Annotated in this window: 18 protein-coding genes and 1 tRNA gene; 5 read left to right on the forward strand and 14 right to left on the reverse strand. The window is 65.4% G+C overall.

All coding sequences use genetic code 11. The features are described from left to right. Nucleotides 1-55 precede the first annotated feature (55 nt). From V6M50_RS13170 to ccmC, 8 genes are all read right to left on the reverse strand, one after another. The gene (locus tag V6M50_RS13170; protein ID WP_332819024.1) at nt 56-2,017 is read right to left on the reverse strand and encodes a potassium transporter Kup; all 1,962 of its coding nucleotides are present in this window, start codon (nt 2,015-2,017) and stop codon (nt 56-58) included. A 44-nt stretch (nt 2,018-2,061) separates the two neighbouring features. Then, the gene (locus V6M50_RS13175) at nt 2,062-2,712 is read right to left on the reverse strand and encodes a tetratricopeptide repeat protein (RefSeq protein WP_332819025.1); all 651 of its coding nucleotides are present in this window, start codon (nt 2,710-2,712) and stop codon (nt 2,062-2,064) included. Continuing rightward, entirely contained in the window at nt 2,709-3,137 is a 429-nt protein-coding gene (locus tag V6M50_RS13180) for a cytochrome c-type biogenesis protein (protein WP_443030513.1), read from the reverse strand. The genes V6M50_RS13175 and V6M50_RS13180 overlap by 4 nt, the downstream gene beginning before the upstream one ends. Nucleotides 3,138-3,139: 2 nt before the next feature. Further along, complete coding sequence (locus V6M50_RS13185; protein WP_332819027.1) at nt 3,140-3,670, reverse strand: DsbE family thiol:disulfide interchange protein; 531 nt, start codon at nt 3,668-3,670, stop codon at nt 3,140-3,142. Beyond that, the gene (locus V6M50_RS13190) at nt 3,667-5,637 is read right to left on the reverse strand and encodes a heme lyase CcmF/NrfE family subunit (RefSeq protein WP_332819028.1); all 1,971 of its coding nucleotides are present in this window, start codon (nt 5,635-5,637) and stop codon (nt 3,667-3,669) included. Before V6M50_RS13190 ends, V6M50_RS13185 begins: the two co-directional genes overlap by 4 nt. A gap of 127 nt (nt 5,638-5,764) precedes the next feature. After that, nucleotides 5,765-6,202: a cytochrome c maturation protein CcmE gene (ccmE, locus tag V6M50_RS13195; RefSeq protein WP_332819029.1), complete on the reverse strand. Its 438-nt coding sequence runs from the start codon at nt 6,200-6,202 to the stop codon at nt 5,765-5,767. After that, complete coding sequence (locus V6M50_RS13200; protein ID WP_332819030.1) at nt 6,199-6,354, reverse strand: hypothetical protein; 156 nt, start codon at nt 6,352-6,354, stop codon at nt 6,199-6,201. The genes ccmE and V6M50_RS13200 overlap by 4 nt, the downstream gene beginning before the upstream one ends. A 2-nt stretch (nt 6,355-6,356) precedes the next feature. Beyond that, nucleotides 6,357-7,091: a heme ABC transporter permease CcmC gene (gene ccmC / locus V6M50_RS13205; protein WP_332819031.1), complete on the reverse strand. Its 735-nt coding sequence runs from the start codon at nt 7,089-7,091 to the stop codon at nt 6,357-6,359. A gap of 263 nt (nt 7,092-7,354) precedes the next feature. On the opposite strand from ccmC, the gene V6M50_RS13210 reads away from it, so the two are divergent. Continuing rightward, nucleotides 7,355-9,964: a TonB-dependent receptor plug domain-containing protein gene (locus tag V6M50_RS13210; RefSeq protein WP_332819032.1), complete on the forward strand. Its 2,610-nt coding sequence runs from the start codon at nt 7,355-7,357 to the stop codon at nt 9,962-9,964. A gap of 37 nt (nt 9,965-10,001) precedes the next feature. Here the strand turns inward: V6M50_RS13210 and V6M50_RS13215 are convergent, their stop codons facing one another. The 3 genes from V6M50_RS13215 to V6M50_RS13225 form a co-directional block, all read right to left on the reverse strand. Then, the gene (locus V6M50_RS13215; RefSeq protein ID WP_332819033.1) at nt 10,002-10,355 is read right to left on the reverse strand and encodes a YbaN family protein; all 354 of its coding nucleotides are present in this window, start codon (nt 10,353-10,355) and stop codon (nt 10,002-10,004) included. A gap of 105 nt (nt 10,356-10,460) precedes the next feature. Beyond that, nucleotides 10,461-11,510 (reverse strand): Glu/Leu/Phe/Val family dehydrogenase, encoded by a 1,050-nt coding sequence (locus tag V6M50_RS13220; RefSeq protein WP_332819034.1) that lies wholly within the window; start codon nt 11,508-11,510, stop codon nt 10,461-10,463. Nucleotides 11,511-11,608: 98 nt separating this feature from the next. Continuing rightward, nucleotides 11,609-11,685, reverse strand: a tRNA-His gene (locus tag V6M50_RS13225). A 113-nt stretch (nt 11,686-11,798) separates the two neighbouring features. Between V6M50_RS13225 and V6M50_RS13230 the strand changes: the two genes are divergently transcribed. After that, complete coding sequence (locus tag V6M50_RS13230) at nt 11,799-12,494, forward strand: prolyl hydroxylase family protein (RefSeq protein ID WP_332819035.1); 696 nt, start codon at nt 11,799-11,801, stop codon at nt 12,492-12,494. A gap of 154 nt (nt 12,495-12,648) precedes the next feature. Here the strand turns inward: V6M50_RS13230 and V6M50_RS13235 are convergent, their stop codons facing one another. After that, entirely contained in the window at nt 12,649-13,392 is a 744-nt protein-coding gene (locus tag V6M50_RS13235; protein ID WP_332819036.1) for an SIMPL domain-containing protein, read from the reverse strand. Between the two features lie 134 nt (nt 13,393-13,526). Here V6M50_RS13235 and V6M50_RS13240 point away from each other — a divergent pair, with 134 nt between their 5' ends. Beyond that, entirely contained in the window at nt 13,527-15,299 is a 1,773-nt protein-coding gene (locus tag V6M50_RS13240; RefSeq protein WP_332819037.1) for an ABC-F family ATP-binding cassette domain-containing protein, read from the forward strand. Nucleotides 15,300-15,463: 164 nt separating this feature from the next. On the opposite strand, the gene V6M50_RS13245 is transcribed toward V6M50_RS13240, so the two are convergent. Continuing rightward, nucleotides 15,464-15,946 carry a DUF6456 domain-containing protein gene (locus V6M50_RS13245; protein ID WP_443030511.1) on the reverse strand — a complete coding sequence of 161 codons (483 nt, stop codon included), beginning with the start codon at nt 15,944-15,946 and terminating at the stop codon, nt 15,464-15,466. A 90-nt stretch (nt 15,947-16,036) separates the two neighbouring features. Here V6M50_RS13245 and V6M50_RS13250 point away from each other — a divergent pair, with 90 nt between their 5' ends. Together V6M50_RS13250 and V6M50_RS13255 are read left to right on the forward strand one after the other, a co-directional pair. Continuing rightward, nucleotides 16,037-16,597: a helix-turn-helix domain-containing protein gene (locus tag V6M50_RS13250; RefSeq protein ID WP_332819038.1), complete on the forward strand. Its 561-nt coding sequence runs from the start codon at nt 16,037-16,039 to the stop codon at nt 16,595-16,597. Between the two features lie 105 nt (nt 16,598-16,702). After that, nucleotides 16,703-17,872, forward strand: a complete 1,170-nt coding sequence (locus V6M50_RS13255; RefSeq protein ID WP_332819039.1) for a glycosyltransferase — start codon at nt 16,703-16,705, stop codon at nt 17,870-17,872. Here V6M50_RS13255 and secF read toward each other — a convergent pair. Continuing rightward, complete coding sequence (gene secF / locus V6M50_RS13260; protein ID WP_332819040.1) at nt 17,869-18,849, reverse strand: protein translocase subunit SecF; 981 nt, start codon at nt 18,847-18,849, stop codon at nt 17,869-17,871. The two genes, V6M50_RS13255 and secF, sit on opposite strands and share 4 nt — an antisense overlap. Between the last annotated feature and the right edge of the window lie 10 nt (nt 18,850-18,859).

Below are 18,859 nucleotides of genomic sequence, written 5' to 3' on the forward strand. Positions count from 1 at the left end.
GACTTGCTACAATGTTCAAACGCTTATTCGAAGATGTCGGGAAGTTAACCTGTCCCTAGATCGCAACCTGGCTACCCAGTTCGACGACGCGATTGGTGGGCAGGCGGAAATATTCCATCGCGCTTTCCGAATTTCGCAGCATCCACGCAAACAGTTTTTCGCGCCAGATCGGCATGCCCGGCTTGCTCGCCGCGATCAGCGTCTGGCGCGACAGGAAAAAGCTGGTTTCCAGCATCTTGAACTCGCCGCCGCAGCTCGTCACGCGCTTCAGCGCGTCGGGCACGTCGATCGGCTGCATGAAGCCATAATTCAGGATCAGCCGGTGGAATCCCTGCCCCAGATCTTCGAGCGCGCAGTGATTTTCCTCGCGCACGAACGGCACGTCGGCGACCTTGATCGTCAGCAGGATGATGCGCTGGTGCAGCACCTTGTTGTGCTTGAGGTTATGCAGCAGCGCGTGCGGCACGCCGTCCGAACTCGACGTCATGAACACCGCGGTCCCCGGCACGCGCGTCGCGCTGTTCGCCGCCGATTTGACGAAGACCGGGATCGGCATCGCGCCGTCGGCCATTTCCTGCTGCATCAGCTTGCGCCCGCGCGACCAGGTGGTGAGCATCGTGAAGATGACCAGGCCGATCGCGAGCGGCACCCAGCCGCCGTCGGGCACCTTGATCAGATTGGCGCCGAAATAGGCGATGTCGACGATGAAGAAGACTGCAAGCACCGGCAGTGCCTTCCACGCCGGCCATTTCCACAGCGTGAAGAGCACGACCGAGAGCAGGCAGGTGTCGATGAACATCGCCCCCGTCACCGCGATGCCATAGGCCGCGGCAAGGTTGCTCGACGATCCGAAGAAAAGCACGAGGATGATGACCATGATCATCAGGAACCAGTTGACCACGGGGATATAGATCTGCCCCGCCGCCGACGCGCTGGTATGCTCGACGCGCAGGCGCGGGATGAAGCCCAGCTGGATCGCCTGCTGGGTCAGCGAGAAGGCGCCCGAAATCACCGCCTGGCTGGCGATGATCGTCGCGAGGATCGCGAGGATGACGACCGGGACTTGCCACGCGTCGGGCATCATCTGGAAAAAGGGATCGGCGATCAGGTCGGCACGCGGGCCCATTTCGGCCTCGAGGACCATCGCCCCCTGCCCCATATAGTTGAGCATCAGCGCGGGAAGCACGAAAGCGAGCCAGCTGATCCCGATCGGCCCGCGCCCGAAATGCCCCATATCGGCATAAAGTGCCTCGGCCCCCGTCACCGCGAGCACCACCGCGCCGAGCGCGATAAAGGCGGTGAAGCCGTCCACATAGAAAAAGCGCAGCGCGTTCACCGGATTCAGCGTCTCCACGATGATCCCCGGATGATCGACGATATGGATGAGACCCAGGATCGCGAGCATCACGAAATAGGCAAGCATGATCGGCCCGAACAGCGCCCCGACCTTCGCCGTGCCGTGCGCCTGGATCGCGAACAGCCCGATCAGGATCGCGAGCGCGATCGGCACGATATAGGGTTCGAACCCCTTGTTGACGTAGCTCAGCCCCTCGGTCGCCGAGAGCACCGACATCGCCGGGGTGATCATGCTGTCGCCATAGAAGAGCGCGGTCGCGAACACCCCGAGCAGGATGATCGGCCACGTCCAGCGCTTCTCGCCCGACGAACGGCTGATCAGCGCGAGCAAGGCAAGACTACCCCCCTCGCCCTTGTTGTCGGCCTTCATGATCGTCAGCACATATTTGAAGGTGACGACGAGCATCATCGACCAGAAGACGAGGCTCAGCACGCCATAGATGTGCAGCCCGTCGGCCTCGATTGGATGGTGGCCGGCAAAGGTTTCGCGAAACGCGTAAAGCGGGCTGGTGCCAATGTCGCCGAACACGACGCCAACGGCGCCGACGGCGAGCTTCAGCTTGCCATCGCTATGATGTCCGTGGCCGTAATGGGCCGTTTCGGCGGCAGCAGTCGCGACGCTTGCAGCGCCGCCTGCCGCCTGTTGCGACTCAGCAGTCATTGCGGGCCTTTAGACGAGCCGGCGCCGATCGAATAGCGTCCATATCAAGATCCCGCCGGCGTCTCGGGCGGCAATTGCGGCCCCAGCGCCTGGCGCAGTTGGGCCAGCCGCATTTCAAGATCGGGCCGCCAGGGCGCATCGGCGGGGCTGCGCGCGAGCAACTGGCTCCACACCGCCTCGGCGCCTTTGAGGTCGCCGCCCTGTGCCAAAGCGAGACCCGCGAAGAAGGGCGGCGCGGGGTGCGTCGGATCGCGCTTCGCCGCCTCGTCGAACGCGAGCGCGGCCGCGGGCGACATCATGCCGCCGCCATGCGCCGCCAACGCATTGCCAAGGCCGACCCACAGGTCGACATTGTCGGGATATTTCTCCAGCCCCTTTTCCAGCGTCTTGGCGGCGAGCTCGGTCTTGCCCGTGCGCGCGAAGCCGTCGGACATGCCGAGCCACTGCGCCGCGGGACCAAAGCGTTCGGACATGCCCTGCCGCTGGTCGGTGATCGCCTCGCCAAAACCCTCGGGCTCCTCGGGCGCCGCGACGGGCTTGCCCGGCAACGACGGATGGCCCTGCAGCGCATAACCCGTGAGGCCCAGCATGATCGCAGCGCCCGCGAGCGGCCGCGCCGCAACGGGCAGCTTGCCGAGCCAGAAGATGCCGCCGATCGTCAGCGCGGCGGCGAGCATCACCCACAGCCAGATCATGCTGCCCCCTCCTCTTCGTCGCTCTCACCGCGGCGGAAGCGCCCGAAAGCCAGCCATCCGCCCAGCGCGAGAAAGAGCAGCGGCCCCAGCCATAGCAGCGCCGTAGCCCCGTCGAACGGCGGGTCATAGCTCACCCAATTGCCATAGCGCGCGACGAGCCACGCCTTGATTTTCGCCGGGCTTTCCCCGGCCGCGATCTTGCTGCGCACTTCGTGCCGCATGTCGCCCGCGAGCGGGGCGTCGCTGTCGGCGATCGACTGCCCCTGACAGACGAGGCAGCGCAGCGTCTCCATCAGCGCCTTGGCCTTCGCCTCCTGCGCCGGGTCCTTGAGTTGCTGATAGGCGTAAGGTGCCGGCGGCAGGCGATCCTGCGCCGCAACCGGTGCCGCAAACACGGCCAGCAGGCACAGCAGGACGAGCCGCAGGCTCACTTCATCGCCTCGAGCTTCGCGATGATCCCGGGCACCTGATCGGCGAGGATCACACCCTGGATCTGCTCGCGAATGATGCCCTTGCCGTCGATCAGGAAGGTTTCGGGCACACCCGATGAGCCGAGCGCGATCTGGACGCTGCTCTGCATGTCCGACCCGATGCGGTCGAAGGGGTTGCCATATTCGCGCAGGAACATCGCGACATCGTCGGGCCGGTCGCGGATCGCGATGCCGTCGATCGGCACGCCCGCGGCTTTCAGCGCCTCGAGCTGCGGCGCCTCGGCGCGGCACGGTATGCACCAGCTTGCGAACACATTGACCAGCCGCGGCCGCCCATCGGCGAGCTGGCTGCTCTTCAGCCCCTGAACCCCGACGGTCGCCGGCGGCAGGTCGAACAGCGGCATCGGTTTATCGATCCACTGCGACTGGATCAGCGTCTCGGCCGGCGTCACCAGCCGATAGACGAAAGCGCCGAAGAGCAGCCCCATGATCGCCAGCGGCACAAACAGGACCCAGCGGTTCTTCATGGTGCAAATCGCTCCTGTGCCTTGCGCGCGCGGCGCGCCCGCCAGATCGCGAGCAACTGCGCGCGGCCGAGCATCGACAACGTCGCGCCGATCGCGATCAGCGCGCCGCCCAGCCATATCCACCACACCAGCGGTTTCCACCACAGGCGTATCTGATAACGATCGGCGGTGCCGTCATCGCTCGGCACGGGCTGCCCCAGCACCGCATAGAGCTGTCCACCGGGCCGTGTCAGCAGCGCCGCTTCGTTGGTTTCGGTCGGCGCGGTGCCCATCAGGCCGGGAAAGGTGCGCGCTTCGGGGCGCATGGCGAAGCTGCTGCCCGATGATGTCGTCGCGACCAGCAGGCCCTCGATCGCGGTATAATTCGGCCCGGCGATCGGCTTGACGCCGACGAATTTCACCGAAAAATCGCCGACCTTGACGACATCGCCGGGCGCCGCAGCGACGAGCCGCTCCTTGATGAAGGCGCTTTCGGCGCCCATGCCGGCAAGGCACACGGCAACGCCGAAATGCGCGACCACCATGCCCCATGTCGGCAGCGGCGTGCGGAGAAGGTTGCGGCCCCACAAGGGCGCTAGGCTCGCGACCGCGACGACGCCCGCCACGGTCATGCCGAGCAGCGGCAGGATTCCGACCTTGCCACCGAAAATCACGAGCAGGACAAGCACCAGCGCGCCCGCGAACGCCGCGAGCGGCAGGCGCGACCAGAGCTTGCGCCCGTCGTCCTTGCGCCAACTGAGCAGCGGCCCCGTCACCATCACGAGGCAAAGCGCGAGCGCGAGCGGCCCCGCCACCTTGTTATAATAGGGCGGCCCGACCGAAATCTTCTCGCCCATCGCCTCGGCGACGATCGGATAGAGGGTGCCGAGCAGGACGAGCGCGAGGATCGTCGTGAGCAGAAGATTGTTGATCACCAGCGAGCCTTCGCGGCTCAGCAACGCGAACTTCTTGCCTTCAGCGACGCTCCCCGCGCGCAGCGCGAACAAGGTCAGCGCCCCGCCGATATAGATCGCCATCAGCGCGAGCAGGAAGGTCCCGCGTTCGGGATCGACGGCGAAGCTGTGGACGCTGGTGAGCAGTCCCGAACGGACGATGAAGGTGCCGACCATCGACATCGAAAAGCCGATCACCGCGAGCATCACCGTCCAGGCGCGCAAGGCATTTCGGGTGGCCGTCACCGCGACCGAGTGGAGCAGCGCGGCGCCCGCGAGCCATGGGATCAGCGAGACATTCTCGACCGGGTCCCAGAACCACCAGCCGCCCCAGCCAAGCTCATAATAGGCCCAGTAGCTGCCCGCGGTGATGCCGAGCGTCAGGAAAATCCAGCTTCCGAGCACCCACGGCCGCATCGCGCGGGCAAAGGCGGGGCCGATCTCGCGCGTGATGAGCGCGCCGACGGCAAAGCTGAACGCGACCGACAGCCCGACATAGCCGACGTAGAGCGTCGGCGGATGGAAGGCGAGCCCGATGTCCTGGAGCAGCGGATTGAGCCCCTGTCCGTCGGGCGGCGCGACGGGCAAGCGGTTGAACGGGTTGGACGAAAACAACAGGAAGGCAAAGAAGCCGAGGCTCAGCGCCGCCTGAGCGGCCAGCGTCGCCACCAGCGTATCCTCGCGCAGGCGCCGCTCGAAAATCGCGATCAGCGCGCCCGAGAGTGACAGGATCATCAGCCAGAGCAGCATCGACCCTTCGTGATTGCCCCACGTGCCCGCGATCTTGAAAATCATCGGCTTCAGGCTGTTGCTGTTGCGCGCGACCAGCTCGACCGACATGTCGGATCGCACGAAGAGCGCGATCAACAGGCCGAACGCCGCCGCGGTGAGCACGCCTTGCGCCACGCTCGCCGGCCGGACGAGCGCCGCCAGATCCCTGGACCCGCCGCGCAGGAACAGTGTGCCCGCGACCAGCGACAGGCACGCAAGCGCCGCCGCCATCCAGAGGAGCGCGAGGCCGAGTTCGGCGATCATGCGATCACACCATCGATAGACGAAGCACCGTCATTGCGAGGAGCCGAAGGCGACGCGGCAATCCAGAGTCGCGTAAACCGCCCTGGATTGCTTCGCTCCGCTCGCAATGACGAAACTGGAAAACCCCTCATACCCCAGCCGGCGCTTTCATATTCTTCGGCATCTCGCCCATCTGCGGCGGCATATAGCGCTCGTCATGCTTGGCGAGAATCCGGTCGGCGACAAATGTCCCATCGGCGCGCATCCGGCCGTCGGCGACCATGCCCGATTCCTCGCCGAACAGGTCGGGAACGATGCCCTTATACTCGACCGGCACCGACGCCTTGCCGTCGGTCGCGACGAAGCGGATCGTCAGGCCGTCGCTCTGGCGCTTGATGCTGCCCGCGGCGACCATGCCGCCCAGCCGCATCGGCTCGCCAACTTGCGCCTTGCCGCCTTGAATCTCCACGGGTGTACGAAAATAGGCGGCCTCGTCGCGCAGTGCGCTTGCCGCCAGCACGCCCGCACCCGCAACGCCGCACAGCGCGAACAGCGCGAGGATCAACCGCTGATGCTTCGCCTTCACTTGCGATCCTTACGCAGGGCATCGCTGCGCCGCTCGGCCTTCGTCATCGCGCGCCAGCTAAACCACAGCACCGCACCCGTCAGCGCGATCGTCAGTCCATAGGCCGCGGCGACAAACGCCCATTGCCCACTCCCGCTAATCACCCCCGTCACGCTCAAACCCCCTCGTCGTCGGCCAGCCGCCGCAGCCGTGCCGCGACGCGGTTGTCGGCGATGATCCGCCGCATCCGCATCAGCACGATGGCGCCGAATAGCAGCGAAAAACCAAGCAAGGTCAAGCCCAAAGGCCAGAGCAGCGCGCCATCGATCGACGAGCCGCGCAGGGTGATGCTCGGTCCCTGATGCAGGCTGTTCCACCATACGACGCTGCGGTTGATGATCGGAATGTTGATCGCGCCGACGAGCGCATAGACGGCGGCCCCGCGCGACAGCGACCCGCCCTGCCGCTGGCCCTCATCGCCGCTCGTCAATGCAATGAAGCCCGCATAGAGGAACAGCAGAACGAGCATCGAGGTCATCCGGCCGTCCCACTCCCACCAGGTGCCCCACGTCGGCCGGCCCCAGATCGATCCGGTGGCGAGGCAGAGTGCGGTGAAGAGCATCCCCGGCACCGCAATCGCGCGCGCGGCGATCCCCGACAGCGGATGCCGCCAGACCAGCTGCACCAGCCCGGCCACCGCCAGCGCCGTCCAGCCGCCCATGCCGAGCCACGCCGACGGGACATGGACATAAAGGATACGCGCGGTTTCGCCCTGTTTGTAATCGCCCGGGACCTGCGTCAGCCCGGCCCAGATTCCGGTCACCAACAGCAGCAGCCCGACGCCGAGCAACCATGGCGTCAGCGGCTTGGCGATCGCCAGGAAACGGGTTGGATTCGCGTAGGCGTGCATCGCGCGCCGAGCCTTAAGCGAGCCGATGCCCCGGGTCCAGCCAATTGCGGCAACCACGGCGTTGTAATAATGGTATCGATACCGCAAGGCTTGTGCAACATAATGTCACACCCTTGCACCACGATGTGACCAAATTACCACATCGCTCCTCAAAACGTAACAAAAGCGCCATCATTCGGCGATTCGCGCTGGTGATCGGACCCGTGCCGCTCAATCCTGCTTCACGGATGCTGTTGTGTCCGGAAAAACAGGGAGAACAAATCATGAGGACCGCTCCGCGCGCTTCGATCATTGCCCTTGCCACCGCGCTGGTCGCCGGCGGCGGGACCATCCCCGCCTTCGCCCAGGACGCCGATGCGGTATCCGACAGCGACAGCAGCACAATCATCGTCACCGGCACCCGCCGCACCGACCGCACCGTCGCCGACAGCACCGTGCCGATCGACGTCATCGGGAGCGAAGCGCTGCAGAACAGCGGTTCGACGGAAACCAACCGGCTACTCAACCAACTCGTCCCCTCGTTCAATTTCCCGCAGCCGTCGCTGACCGACGGCACCGATTCGCTGCGCCCCGCAACGCTGCGCGGCCTCGCACCCGACCAGGTACTCGTGCTCGTCAACGGCAAGCGCCGCCACCTGTCGTCGCTGCTCAACCTCAACGGCTCGGTCGGCCGCGGCTCGGCGGGCGTCGACATGAACACCATCCCGCCGATCGCGATCGAGCGCATCGAAGTGCTGCGCGACGGCGCCTCGTCGCAATATGGCTCGGACGCGATCGCCGGCGTGATCAACATCCAGCTCAAAAAGCGCGAAGGCGGCCGCGCCCAGATCAGCTACGGCAAATATATCACGACAATGAAGGACGTTCCCAACGTCGCGAGCGTGTCGCCGACGACCGCCCCTACCGGGGACCCCGCGATCACCTACACCGGCGCGGACCGCAAGCGCCGCGACGGCGAGACCTATACCATGGCGACCAACATCGGCTTGCCGGTCGGCGAGAGCGGCTATCTGAACTTCACCGCCGAATATAAGGATCGCTCGCCGAGCAACCGTTCGGGCCCCGATCCGCGCCGCAACTATGCCGGCACCGGCGACCCGCGCGAGGTCACCATCGACCGATTCTGGCACCGCTTCGGCGATGGCGAATCGAAGGATCTGAACTTCTTCTACAACGCCGGCATGGATGTGGGGTCGAGCTTCGAACTCTACAGCTTCGGCAGCTATGGGGTGCGCGATGGCAACGGCGCGGGTTTCTATCGCCGCGCGAACGACGCGCGCAATGCCGACTTCGCCAACGGCGGCCGGCCCTTTTATCCCGACGGCTTCCTGCCGCTGATCCTCAGCAAAATCCACGACATCGCGATCGCCGGCGGCGTCCGCGGCGAAACCGCGGGCTGGAACCTCGACCTGTCGATAAACTATGGCTCGAACCGCCTGGATTATGGCGTCGAAAACACCTTCAACACCTCGCTTGGCGGCCTCAATAGCCCGCGCAAATTCGATGCCGGCGGGCTGCGTTCGGGCCAGACCTCGGTCAATTTCGACGCAGTGCGCGACATCGATTTCGGGATCGGCGACACCTCGCTCGCGGTCGGCGGCGAATGGCGCAACGAAAATTACAAGATCGTCGCGGGCGAACTCGCAAGCTATGTCGCGGGGCCGTTCGCCTTTACCAACGGTGCGGCGCCGGGTTCGCAGGTGTTTCCGGGCTTTTCGCCGACCACCGCGATCGACAAGTCGCGCGACAGCTTCGCCGGCTATGTCGAACTCGACGCCGACATCAGCGAAATCCTCAACGTCCAGGCTGCCGGCCGTTATGAGCATTTCTCGGACTTCGGTGACACCATCAATGGCAAGCTCGCCGCGCGGCTCGAACCCGTAGAGGGCCTCGCCTTGCGCGGATCGGTCTCGACCGGCTTTCGCGCGCCCGGGATGGCGCAGCAATTCTTCTCGACCACCTCGACCAACAATGTCGGCGGCACGCTGATCGAGATCGGGACCTTCCCGGTCGCGTCGCCGATCGCCGTCGCATTGGGCGCGCAGCCGCTCGAGCCCGAGAAATCGCTCAACTTCGGCGGCGGCGTCGCCTTCAACATGATCGACGGGCTCAGCCTGACCGTCGATTACTACCGCATCAAGATCAAGGACCGCATTACCCTGACCGAAAACCTCCAGGGGGCCGACGTGGTAGCCATCCTGCAGGCGGCGGGCGTCCAGGGCACCTCGGCGCGATTCTTCATCAACGGCATCGATACCCGCACCCAGGGACTCGACATTGTCGGCAGCTATCGTGTTCCCGATTTCGGCCTCGGGACGCTACGGATCAACGTCGGCTATAATATCAACGATACCAAGATCACCGACCGCCGCGCCTTCAGCGCCTTCACCGCGCAGCGCCTGTTCGCGCGTCAGGAAAGCTTCCGCCTGACCGACGGCCAGCCAAGCAACAAGTTCAACGCGGGGCTGAGCTGGGACATCGGCGCCTTCGGCCTGACGCTGAACGCCAACCGTTACGGCAGCGTCCTGCTGCCCGACAGCGTGACGACGGTGGCGGCGAACGGGCTGCCCGTGACCGCCACCAACCCCGCGATCCGCGACGACATCCGCGTTGCAAGCGGCGACGCACCGGGCGACATCACGCTGTCGCCGAAATGGGTCGTCGACCTTGAGGTGCGCTACAAATTGCTCGACCGTGTCGAGTTCGCGGTTGGCGCGAACAATCTGCTCGACGAATATCCAGATCGCCTGCCGTTCGGGGTCGTGAACGGCGTCAACTACGGTATCAATAACGCCTTCCTGCCCTATTCGTCGCAGTCGCCCTTCGGCTTCAGCGGCCGCTTCGTCTACGGGCGCGTCGCCGTCGATTTCTGAGCGGGGAGGGTGTCCGACCGATCGGCAAGGCCGGGAGCTATGCTTCCGGCCTTGTCCATATCCAGCTGCCGGTCACCGCGGCCGCGACGATCGGCGCCATCATCCACGGCCATGGGGCAAAGACCAGCGCGAGGACGATGCTGAACGCGAAAGCGAGCGTTGCCGCGATCTTGCCCTTGCGGCTGATCGCGCCCTTCTCGCGCCAGGCGACGATATGATGGCCGAAATGCGGGTGAGCGAGCAGCCAAGCCTCGAGCCGCGGCGACGAGCGCGCAAAGCAAAAGGCGGCGAGGATCACGAACGGCACGGTCGGAAGCAGCGGCAGAAAAGCGCCGATTGCCCCCAAAGCGAGCGACAACCAGCCCGCGACGAAATAGAAATGCCGCTTCATCGTGAGCGACTTAGAGCATGATCGCGGCCGAATGAAGCGCCTTGAAATCCATTTCATCATCCCGGCGAAAGCCGGGATGATGATTAAAATAGATCATGCTGGAACTTAACCTCGCCCGATCAGCTTCTGCGCCATGCGGTCGGCCACCGCCGACGCCGGCGTGCCGCTCGCCTTGCTCTCGGCCCAGATCTCGGCAAGCCGGCCGGGGATCAGGTGGATGCGGCTCTCGACTTCCTCGCGGCTGCCCTGCCCCAGATATTCGAGCGCGACGTTGATGATGCCGCCCGCGTTGATGACATAGTCGGGGGCATAGGTGATGCCGCGATCGTGGATGCGGCGCCCGTCGGCCGCGGTCGCGAGCTGGTTGTTCGCGCCACCGGCAACGATCGGGACGCGCAGCTTCTCGATGCTCGCCTCGGTCAGGATCGCGCCCAGCGCATTGGGGCTGAGCACATCGGCCTCGATCTCCATGATCGCCGCCGAATCGGCGAGTTCGGCGCCGAGCTCGTCGGCGAGTTCCTTCGCGCGCGCCAGGTTGACGTCGGCGAGCGTCAGCTTCGCGCCTTCGGCCGCGAGCCGCCGCGCGACGCCGCCGCCGACGCTGCCGACCCCCTGGATCGCGACGCGCACATCCTTGGCGCTGTCGGTGCCGAGGCCCTGCTTGATCGCCGCCTTGATGCCCAGATAGACGCCGAGCGCGGTCAGCGGGCCGGGATCGCCGCCCGCCGCACCGCTCGCCACCGGAAGGCCGCTGACATGCTTCGTATGTTTGGCAATCTGGACCATGTCGGCGTCGGTGATGCCGACGTCCTCGGCGGTGACATAAGCGCCGCCGAGCGACTCGACCGAACGGCCGAACGCCGCGAGCAGTTCGGGGGTCTTCGCCCCGCCCTCGTCGGCGAGGATCACGCCCTTGCCGCCGCCCATCGGCAGGCCCGCCATGGCGTTTTTATAGCTCATGCCGCGCGACAGGCGCAGCGCATCGGTGATCGCCGCCGCGCGCTGAGGATAGTGCCAATAGCGCACGCCGCCCGCGCCGGGGCCAAGGTGAGTCGAATGGACGGCGATGACCGCCGTCAGCCCGCTGGCGCGATCACGGAACATATGGATATGTTCATGATCGTCGAAATCGGCGAAATCCCAGACTGCGGACATGGCTCAACCCTCACGTTAAAAAATTACGTGGAGGCGTAATAATGCAACAGCCATGACGAGTCACGCCAAAAGCCGTATGTGCGCAACGATAGAAAAAATGGGGCGACCAACGGGGCTCGAACCCGCGACCTCCGGTACCACAAACCGGCGCTCTAACCAACTGAGCTATGGTCGCCACATAAGCGAAGAGGGCGCATAAAGCGGCCTCGACAGCGCGCGGCGAATAGGCGCGCATCCCCCTGCTCGTCAAGCATTGTTCGTACGCGCTTCCCTGCTAAAAAGCGCGCCATGGCTGCGAATGAACATGTCGACATGGCGACCTCGGGCGCCGACCGCACCGCGGAACGGCTCGCGGCCGTCCCCGGCATCCGCCGCGCGCCGACGCCAAAGCTGCAGCAGTTCATGCTGCCCGGCTTTCTCGACGCCGAAACCTGCGCCGCGCTGATGGCTCAGATCGACCGCGATGTGCGGCCTTCGACCATCGCCGATCCGAACGGCGACGAGGCTTTTCGCACCAGCACGACCTGCGACCTCGATCACCGCGATCCGTTCGTGATCGCAGTCAACAACAAGCTCCACGAGCTGACGGGTATCCCCCTCCCCTACGGCGAACCACTACAGGGCCAGCGCTATGACGTGGGGCAGGAGTTCAAGGCGCACACCGATTATTTCGACCCGCACGGTGCCGATTGGGAAACCTATTGCGCGATTCCCGGCCAGCGCAGCTGGACGCTGATGATCTATCTGAACGAACCGGGCGCCGGCGGTGCGACGCGCTTCCTCGCGACCGGAAAGATGCACCAGCCCGAAACGGGCAAGCTGCTCGCGTGGAACAATGTCCACCTCGACGGCACCGCCAACGCCGACACGCTCCATCACGGGATGAAAGTGCGCAAGGGGCGCAAATATATCATCACCAAATGGTTTCGCGAACGCCCCTGGCCATGGGCCGAGGGGGAACTGGCTTGGGGGCTGCCGGAATAAAGCGGCTTAAAGATCCGTTCGTCCTGAGGAGGGGCTGAGCTTGTCGAAGCCCCATCTCGAAGGCTGCTACGCCAGCGTCCTTCGAGACGCCATTTCGACAAGCTCAATGGCTCCTCAGGACAAATGGTTCATGTAATGCCGACCCGTCGGGCCCTTACCTCACCAACCGGTACTGGAAATTCAGCGTCAGCGTGTTGCCGACCTGCCCCGGCTCGACCGGGGTTGCCTTGGCGCCGGCGTCCATCGCCATACGAACCATCGGCATCGGCGGGTTCGGGCCAAAGCTGCCGCCTTCGCTGATCGACACCAGCTCGACGCCGCGGAAACCGGCGAGGCGCGCATAATCCTGCGCCTTGGCTTCGGCCGCCTTGATCGCGGTGCCGCGCGCGCCGACGAGCTGCGCGTCGGGATCCTTCATACCGAACGACGGACCGTCGATATTGGTGCCGCCCGCCGCGACAAGTGCGTCGAGGAGCGGGCCGATGTCATCGATCTTCGACGTTCTCGCACGCACCGTGTTGCTCACCTGATAGCCCAGGAAGCGCGGCGGCTGGCCATCGCCGCGGTTGTTATAGTCGTACTGCGGCGACAGGTTGATGCCGCTCGTCTGGATGTCCTCCGCCTTGATCCCGCGCGCCTTCGCGGCGGCGATCAACTTGTCCATCGCGGTCGCATTGGCGCGCATCGCCTCGACCGCGGTCGGGGCGGTCGTCGTCACGCCGGCGCCGACGGTCGCCTGGTCGGGACGCGAGCGCACTTCTTCGCTGACCGAAAAGGTCAGGATCGGGCCCTGGGTCGTTGCTGCGGTCACGGTCGAACCTCCTTGTTGCGCGATCGCGGGTGTCGCCGCCATCAGGGCCAGTCCGGATGCCATAGCGGCGAGCATTTGCTTCGTCATTTCATTCTCCTGTGAACCGGGCTTTCGGTCATCTCTGATGTCCGCCCCGTAACGCAGACGGAGCGAACCCGTTCCCGCCTTTGTGCGCAGCGCGCTTGCATGATGCTGAACGCGCCAGTAGCGAGCCGTTCATCATGGCAGCACCGATTTTATCATATGAAGGCCTCGGCCTTGTGCAGGGCAGCGGCTGGCTGTTCCAGGACCTCGACATCTATGTCGGCGAACGCGACCGGCTCGCGCTGATCGGCCGCAACGGCGCGGGCAAAACGACCTTGCTCAAGCTGCTCGCGGGACAGATCGACGCCGACAAGGGCAAGCGCGTGATCGTTCCGGGTACCCATGTCGTCATGCTCGAACAGGAACCCGATTTCCGGCCCTTCGCGACGCTGATGGATTTTGCGATCGCCGCGCCCGATGCACCCCAAGCCTATGAGGTCGCCGCGATCGCCGACCAGCTCGGTATCGACATGTCGCGCACCGCCGCCAGCGCCTCGGGCGGCGAACGCCGTCGCGCCGCGCTCGCCCGCGCGCTCGCGCAGAACCCCGACGTGCTGCTGCTCGACGAGCCGACCAACCATCTCGACCTCGCGGCGATCGACTGGCTCGAATCCTGGCTCGCGCGCTACACCGGCGCGTTCGTCGCGATCAGCCACGATCGGACCTTCCTGACGCGCCTGACGCGCCAGACCCTGTGGCTCGACCGCGGCAGCATCCGCCGCAAGGAAATCGGCTTCGGCGGCTTCGAGGAATGGAGCGACGCCGTCGCCGCCGAAGAAGCGCGCGCCGCGCAAAGGCTCGATTCCAAGCTCCGGCTCGAGGCGCACTGGCTCGAACGCGGCGTTACCGCGCGCCGCAAACGCAATCAGGGCCGTCTCGAAAAACTCAAGGAAATGCGCGCCACGCGTGCGGCGATGATTGGCGGCCCCGGCGTCGCCAAGCTCGGCCTCGCCAACGACGACGTCCGCTCGAAATCGGTGATCGTCGCCGAGGGCGTGTCGAAAAGCTTCGGCGACCGCACGATCATCAAGAATTTCGATTTCCGCGTCCAGCGCGGCGACCGCATCGGCATCGTCGGCGCGAACGGCGCGGGCAAGTCGACCCTGCTCAAGCTTCTGACCGGCGAAATCCAGCCCGACGCAGGCAACATCACCCTCGCCCCGACACTCGACGGCATCATCATCGACCAGCAGCGCAGCTTGATGTCGCCGGACAAAACCGTCCGCGACATCCTCGCCGACGGCGGCGACTGGGTCGAAGTGCGCGGGGTCAAAAAACATATCCAGGGCTATCTCAAGGAATTCCTGTTCGATCCCGGCGTCATGGAGGCCAGTGTCGGCGCGCTCTCGGGCGGCGAACGCTCGCGTCTCCTCCTCGCGCGCGAGTTCGCCCGCGAATCGAACCTGCTCGTGCTCGACGAGCCGACCAACGATCTCGACCTCGAAACGCTCGACCTGTTGCAGGAAGTGATCGCCGACTATGCCGGCACCGTGCTGCTCGTCAGCCACGACCGCGACTTTCTCGACCGCACCGTCACCGTCACGCTCGGCCTCGACGGATCGGGCAAGGTCGACATCGTCGCGGGCGGCTATGCCGACTGGGAAGCCAAGCGGACTAAGCCGAATAGCGTCAAGGCCAAGGCCTCCGCGGCTACGCCGCCCCCACCAACCGCGCGCAAAAAGCTGAGCTACAAGGACCAGCGCGACTATGACCTGCTGCCCGGCCGCATCGAGGAAATTGAGAAGGAAATGGCGGGCATCGAAACCGACCTTTCCGACGGCAGCCTGTTCGCGCGCGACAACGCCCGCTTCAATGCGCTCACTGCAAGGCTCGACAAGCTGCGCGACGAAAAGGCGGTGGCGGAGGATCGCTGGCTCGCGCTGGCCGAAGAGGTCGAGGCGCTCCAATAACGTCGCCCCCGCGAAGGCGGAGGCCCGCACATATTTTCGTCATCCCGGACTTGTTTTCGTCATCCCGGACTTGATCCGGGATCCATTCCAACGGCGCGTGAATGGACCCCGGATCAAGTCCGGGGTGACGATAGAGGCATGACAGCTTCGTCCAGCGCGCGAGATCACCCGGTCCCGTAAAACCGCGCCAGCCGGTCGAGCGCCAGTCCCAGCACCAGCTTGCCCGACCGCGCCGGCCATCCAAGCCCCTTCTCGGCCCCGCCAATCCCCTCGCCCGCGCAGATGACGCGCCAGCAGATGTCCGCAAGCCCCGGCCCTGCCGCGTCGAGCGCGCCGTGAAAGCGCCGGTGCGCGTCGATCCGCGCGAGCGACGCATCCGAGGCCCGCGCGCCGCCGCGGCTCTTTGCCGGCGCTGCGGCATCCCAGCGCATCGTCACCCGCGCCGACAGCCCCGCGCGCTCATAGTCGGCGCGCAGCCGTTCGCCCGCGCGCAATTGCGCTTCGGTCAGATGCCCGCGCGCCGCCAGCCAGGCGATCGGGCTTTCGGCCACATTGATAGTGACATGGCGCATCACCTGCGGCCCGGTCTTGCCGGGGTCGACCCGATCGTCGGGATGAAGGCGGGTTTCAAGGCGGCGTGCGGTCATGGCAATCTCCTGTGCGGCCGAAGACAGGCCTTGACACTGGATTATTTTGTAGGAAAGAAGAAACCGATTTGGTTATTTGAAGGTTTTGCGATGATCAACAGCATCCGCTCGGTCCGCCGCGCCAAGGGCCTGACGCTCGAAGAAGTCGGCCAACGCTGCGATCCGCCGACCACCGCGCAGACGATCGGCCGCCTCGAGACCGGGACGCGCACGCTCTCGCTCGGCTGGATGAACCGCATCGCCGCCGCGCTCGGCGTCGACGCGGCCGAACTCGTCCAGCTGCCGCAGGATACCCAGCTCACGATCACCGCGCTGCTCGGTGCCGACGGCGCACAGGCGCCGACCCGCATCGAGCAGGCACTGACTGCGCGCCCGGGCGAGGATATGGTTGCGGTGCGTGTCACCTCGTCGATCGGCGACTATCGCGCCGGCGACGAAATCTGGTGCCGCCGGATCGAGGGCGACTGGACGAGCGCGCTCAACCGCGACCTGCTCGTCCCGCGCCCCGCCGGCCGCTTCTTCTTTGCGCGCCTGCTCAACGTCGATGGCGAGAAGCTGCATCTGCTCCCGCTCGGCACCGGCCAGCGGCAACAGGTGGTCAGTAACCCGCCATGGGCGGCCGTCGCCGTTCGACTCATCCGCACGCTCTGAATTATCTCCGTTCGCCCTGAGCTTGTCGAAGGGCCGTCCTTTTCTTTTCCCAAGAGGAAGAACAGTGCTTCGACAAGCTCAGCACGAACGGATCGAGGGAAGCGAATGACTTCTCCCCTGCGTGTCCTGTCGATCGCAACTCTGTTCCCCGACGCCGCGCGTCCGAACTTCGGCCTGTTCGTCGAAAAGAGCCTGCGCGCACTCGCCGCGCAGCCGGAGGTTGAACTGACCATCGTCGCCCCGGTCGGTTTGCCCCCCTGGCCCCTTTCGCTCCACCCCCGCTACCGCGCGCTTCGCGCACTCCCTCTTCGGGAAGATTGGCTCGGCCTGACGATCCACCGTCCGCGCTTTCGCCTGATCCCGCGCATTGGCGCGCGTTTCAACCCGGCGGCGATTGCGCGCGCGGTGCTGTCCGTGACTCGCGGACAAATTTTCGACATCGTCGACGCGCAATTCTTCTATCCCGACGGTCCCGCCGCGATGCGCGTCGCAGCCGCCCTCGGACTCCCCTTCTCGGCCAAGGCGCGCGGCGCCGACATCAGCCATTTCGGCCATGATTCCGCCGCCACACCGCAACTCCTCGCCGCTGCCGACCGCGCCGCGGGCCTGCTCGCCGTATCCGAAGCGATGCGCCGCGACATGGCCGCAATCGGCATCGATCCCGCCAAGGTCGCGGTCCATTATACCGGCATCGACGCCGCGCGCTTCTCGCCCGGCAACCGCGCCGCCGCCCGCGCCGCCCTGAACCTGGGCGAAGATCCCGCAATCCTCACCGTCGGCGCACTTATCGCGCGCAAAGGGCAGGCGCTGGTGATCGAGGCGCTGGCCGCCCTGCCCGGCGTTCATTACTGGCTTGCCGGAGCGGGTGAGGAGGAAGGCCGCTACCACGCGCAGGCACAGCGTCTGGGCGTCGAAACCCGCGTCCATTTCATGGGGCCGATCGCCAACGCCGACCTGCCGCAGCTTTATCGCGCCGCCGATGTCGTCGTCATGCCATCGGCCAGCGAAGGTCTCGCCAACGCATGGGTCGAGGCGCTCGCCTGCGGCACGCCGATCGTCATCAGCGACGCCGGCGGTGCCGCCGAGCTGGTGACGTCGCCCGTTGCCGGGCGCATCATCGAGCGTACGCCCGAAGCGATTGCCGAGGCCGTGCGCGCGATCCTCGCCGCCCCGCCGTCCTCCGCCGATGTATCAAAAAGCCTCGGCGGCCGTTTCGATTGGGATCGAAACGGCCGCGAGTTGGCGGACCATCTCCGCCGCTGCGCCGGTCGTTAAACGACTGCGCCGTCATCCTTGCGCTCGACACGCTCGCCGCCGTCCATGCCCGCGGTGGTGCGCGGCACGAAGCTGTGCGGACCGACCTTCAGCCACACCAGGATCGGCGTCGACATCAGGATCGACGAATAGGTGCCGACAAAAACGCCGAGCAGGATCGCCGCGGTGAAGCTGAAGATCACGTCGGGACCAAAGATCAGCAACATGCTGAGGGCGAGCAGCACCGCAACGCTGGTCATGACCGTGCGCGACAGCGTCTCGTTGATGCTGAGGTTGAGCAGCGGCACGATTTCCATCTTGCGGTATTTTTTCAGATTCTCGCGGATGCGGTCGTAAACGACGATCGTATCGTTGAGCGAATAGCCGACGATGGTCAGCAAGGCCGCAACGCTGTTGAGGTCGAACTGCAGCTGCGTCACCGCAAAGAAGCCGAACGTCAGCGCGACTTCGTGAAAAAGGCGGCCGAGCGCGCCGACGCCGAACTGCCATTCGAAGCGGATCCAGATATAAAGCGAGATGCCCGCCATCGCGAGCGCGAGGCTTATCGCCCCGGTGCGCAGCAATTCTTCGGACACCTTGCCCGATACCGTCTCCACCGACCCCGTCTTCGCGGTCGGGAAGGCTTTTTTGATACCGGCCACCAGTTGCTGGCCGGCGCGTTCCGCCGCGGCCTTCTCGCCATCGGGCAGCGCGGTGCGGATCGACACCGCCTTGTCTGATCCGAATTGCTGGATCGTCGCTTCGCCGAGGCCGATTTCGCCGACCTTCTCGCGAATTTCGTCGATCGGCGGCATGGCCTGGGTAAATTCGACCCGGACCGACTGGCCGCCGACGAAATCGACCCCCAGGTTGAGCCCGCGCACCGCCACCAGCGCGATCGATATGACCACCAGAATGATGCTCATGGCCGAAGCCAGCTTACGCCACCTCAGAAAGTCTATATTCGTGTCGTCGGGGACGAGTTTCAGCAAGCGCATGATTTCGCTC

Source organism: Sphingopyxis sp. (assembly GCF_036675685.1).
In the GTDB taxonomy this organism is placed as follows: Bacteria; Pseudomonadota; Alphaproteobacteria; order Sphingomonadales; family Sphingomonadaceae; genus Sphingopyxis.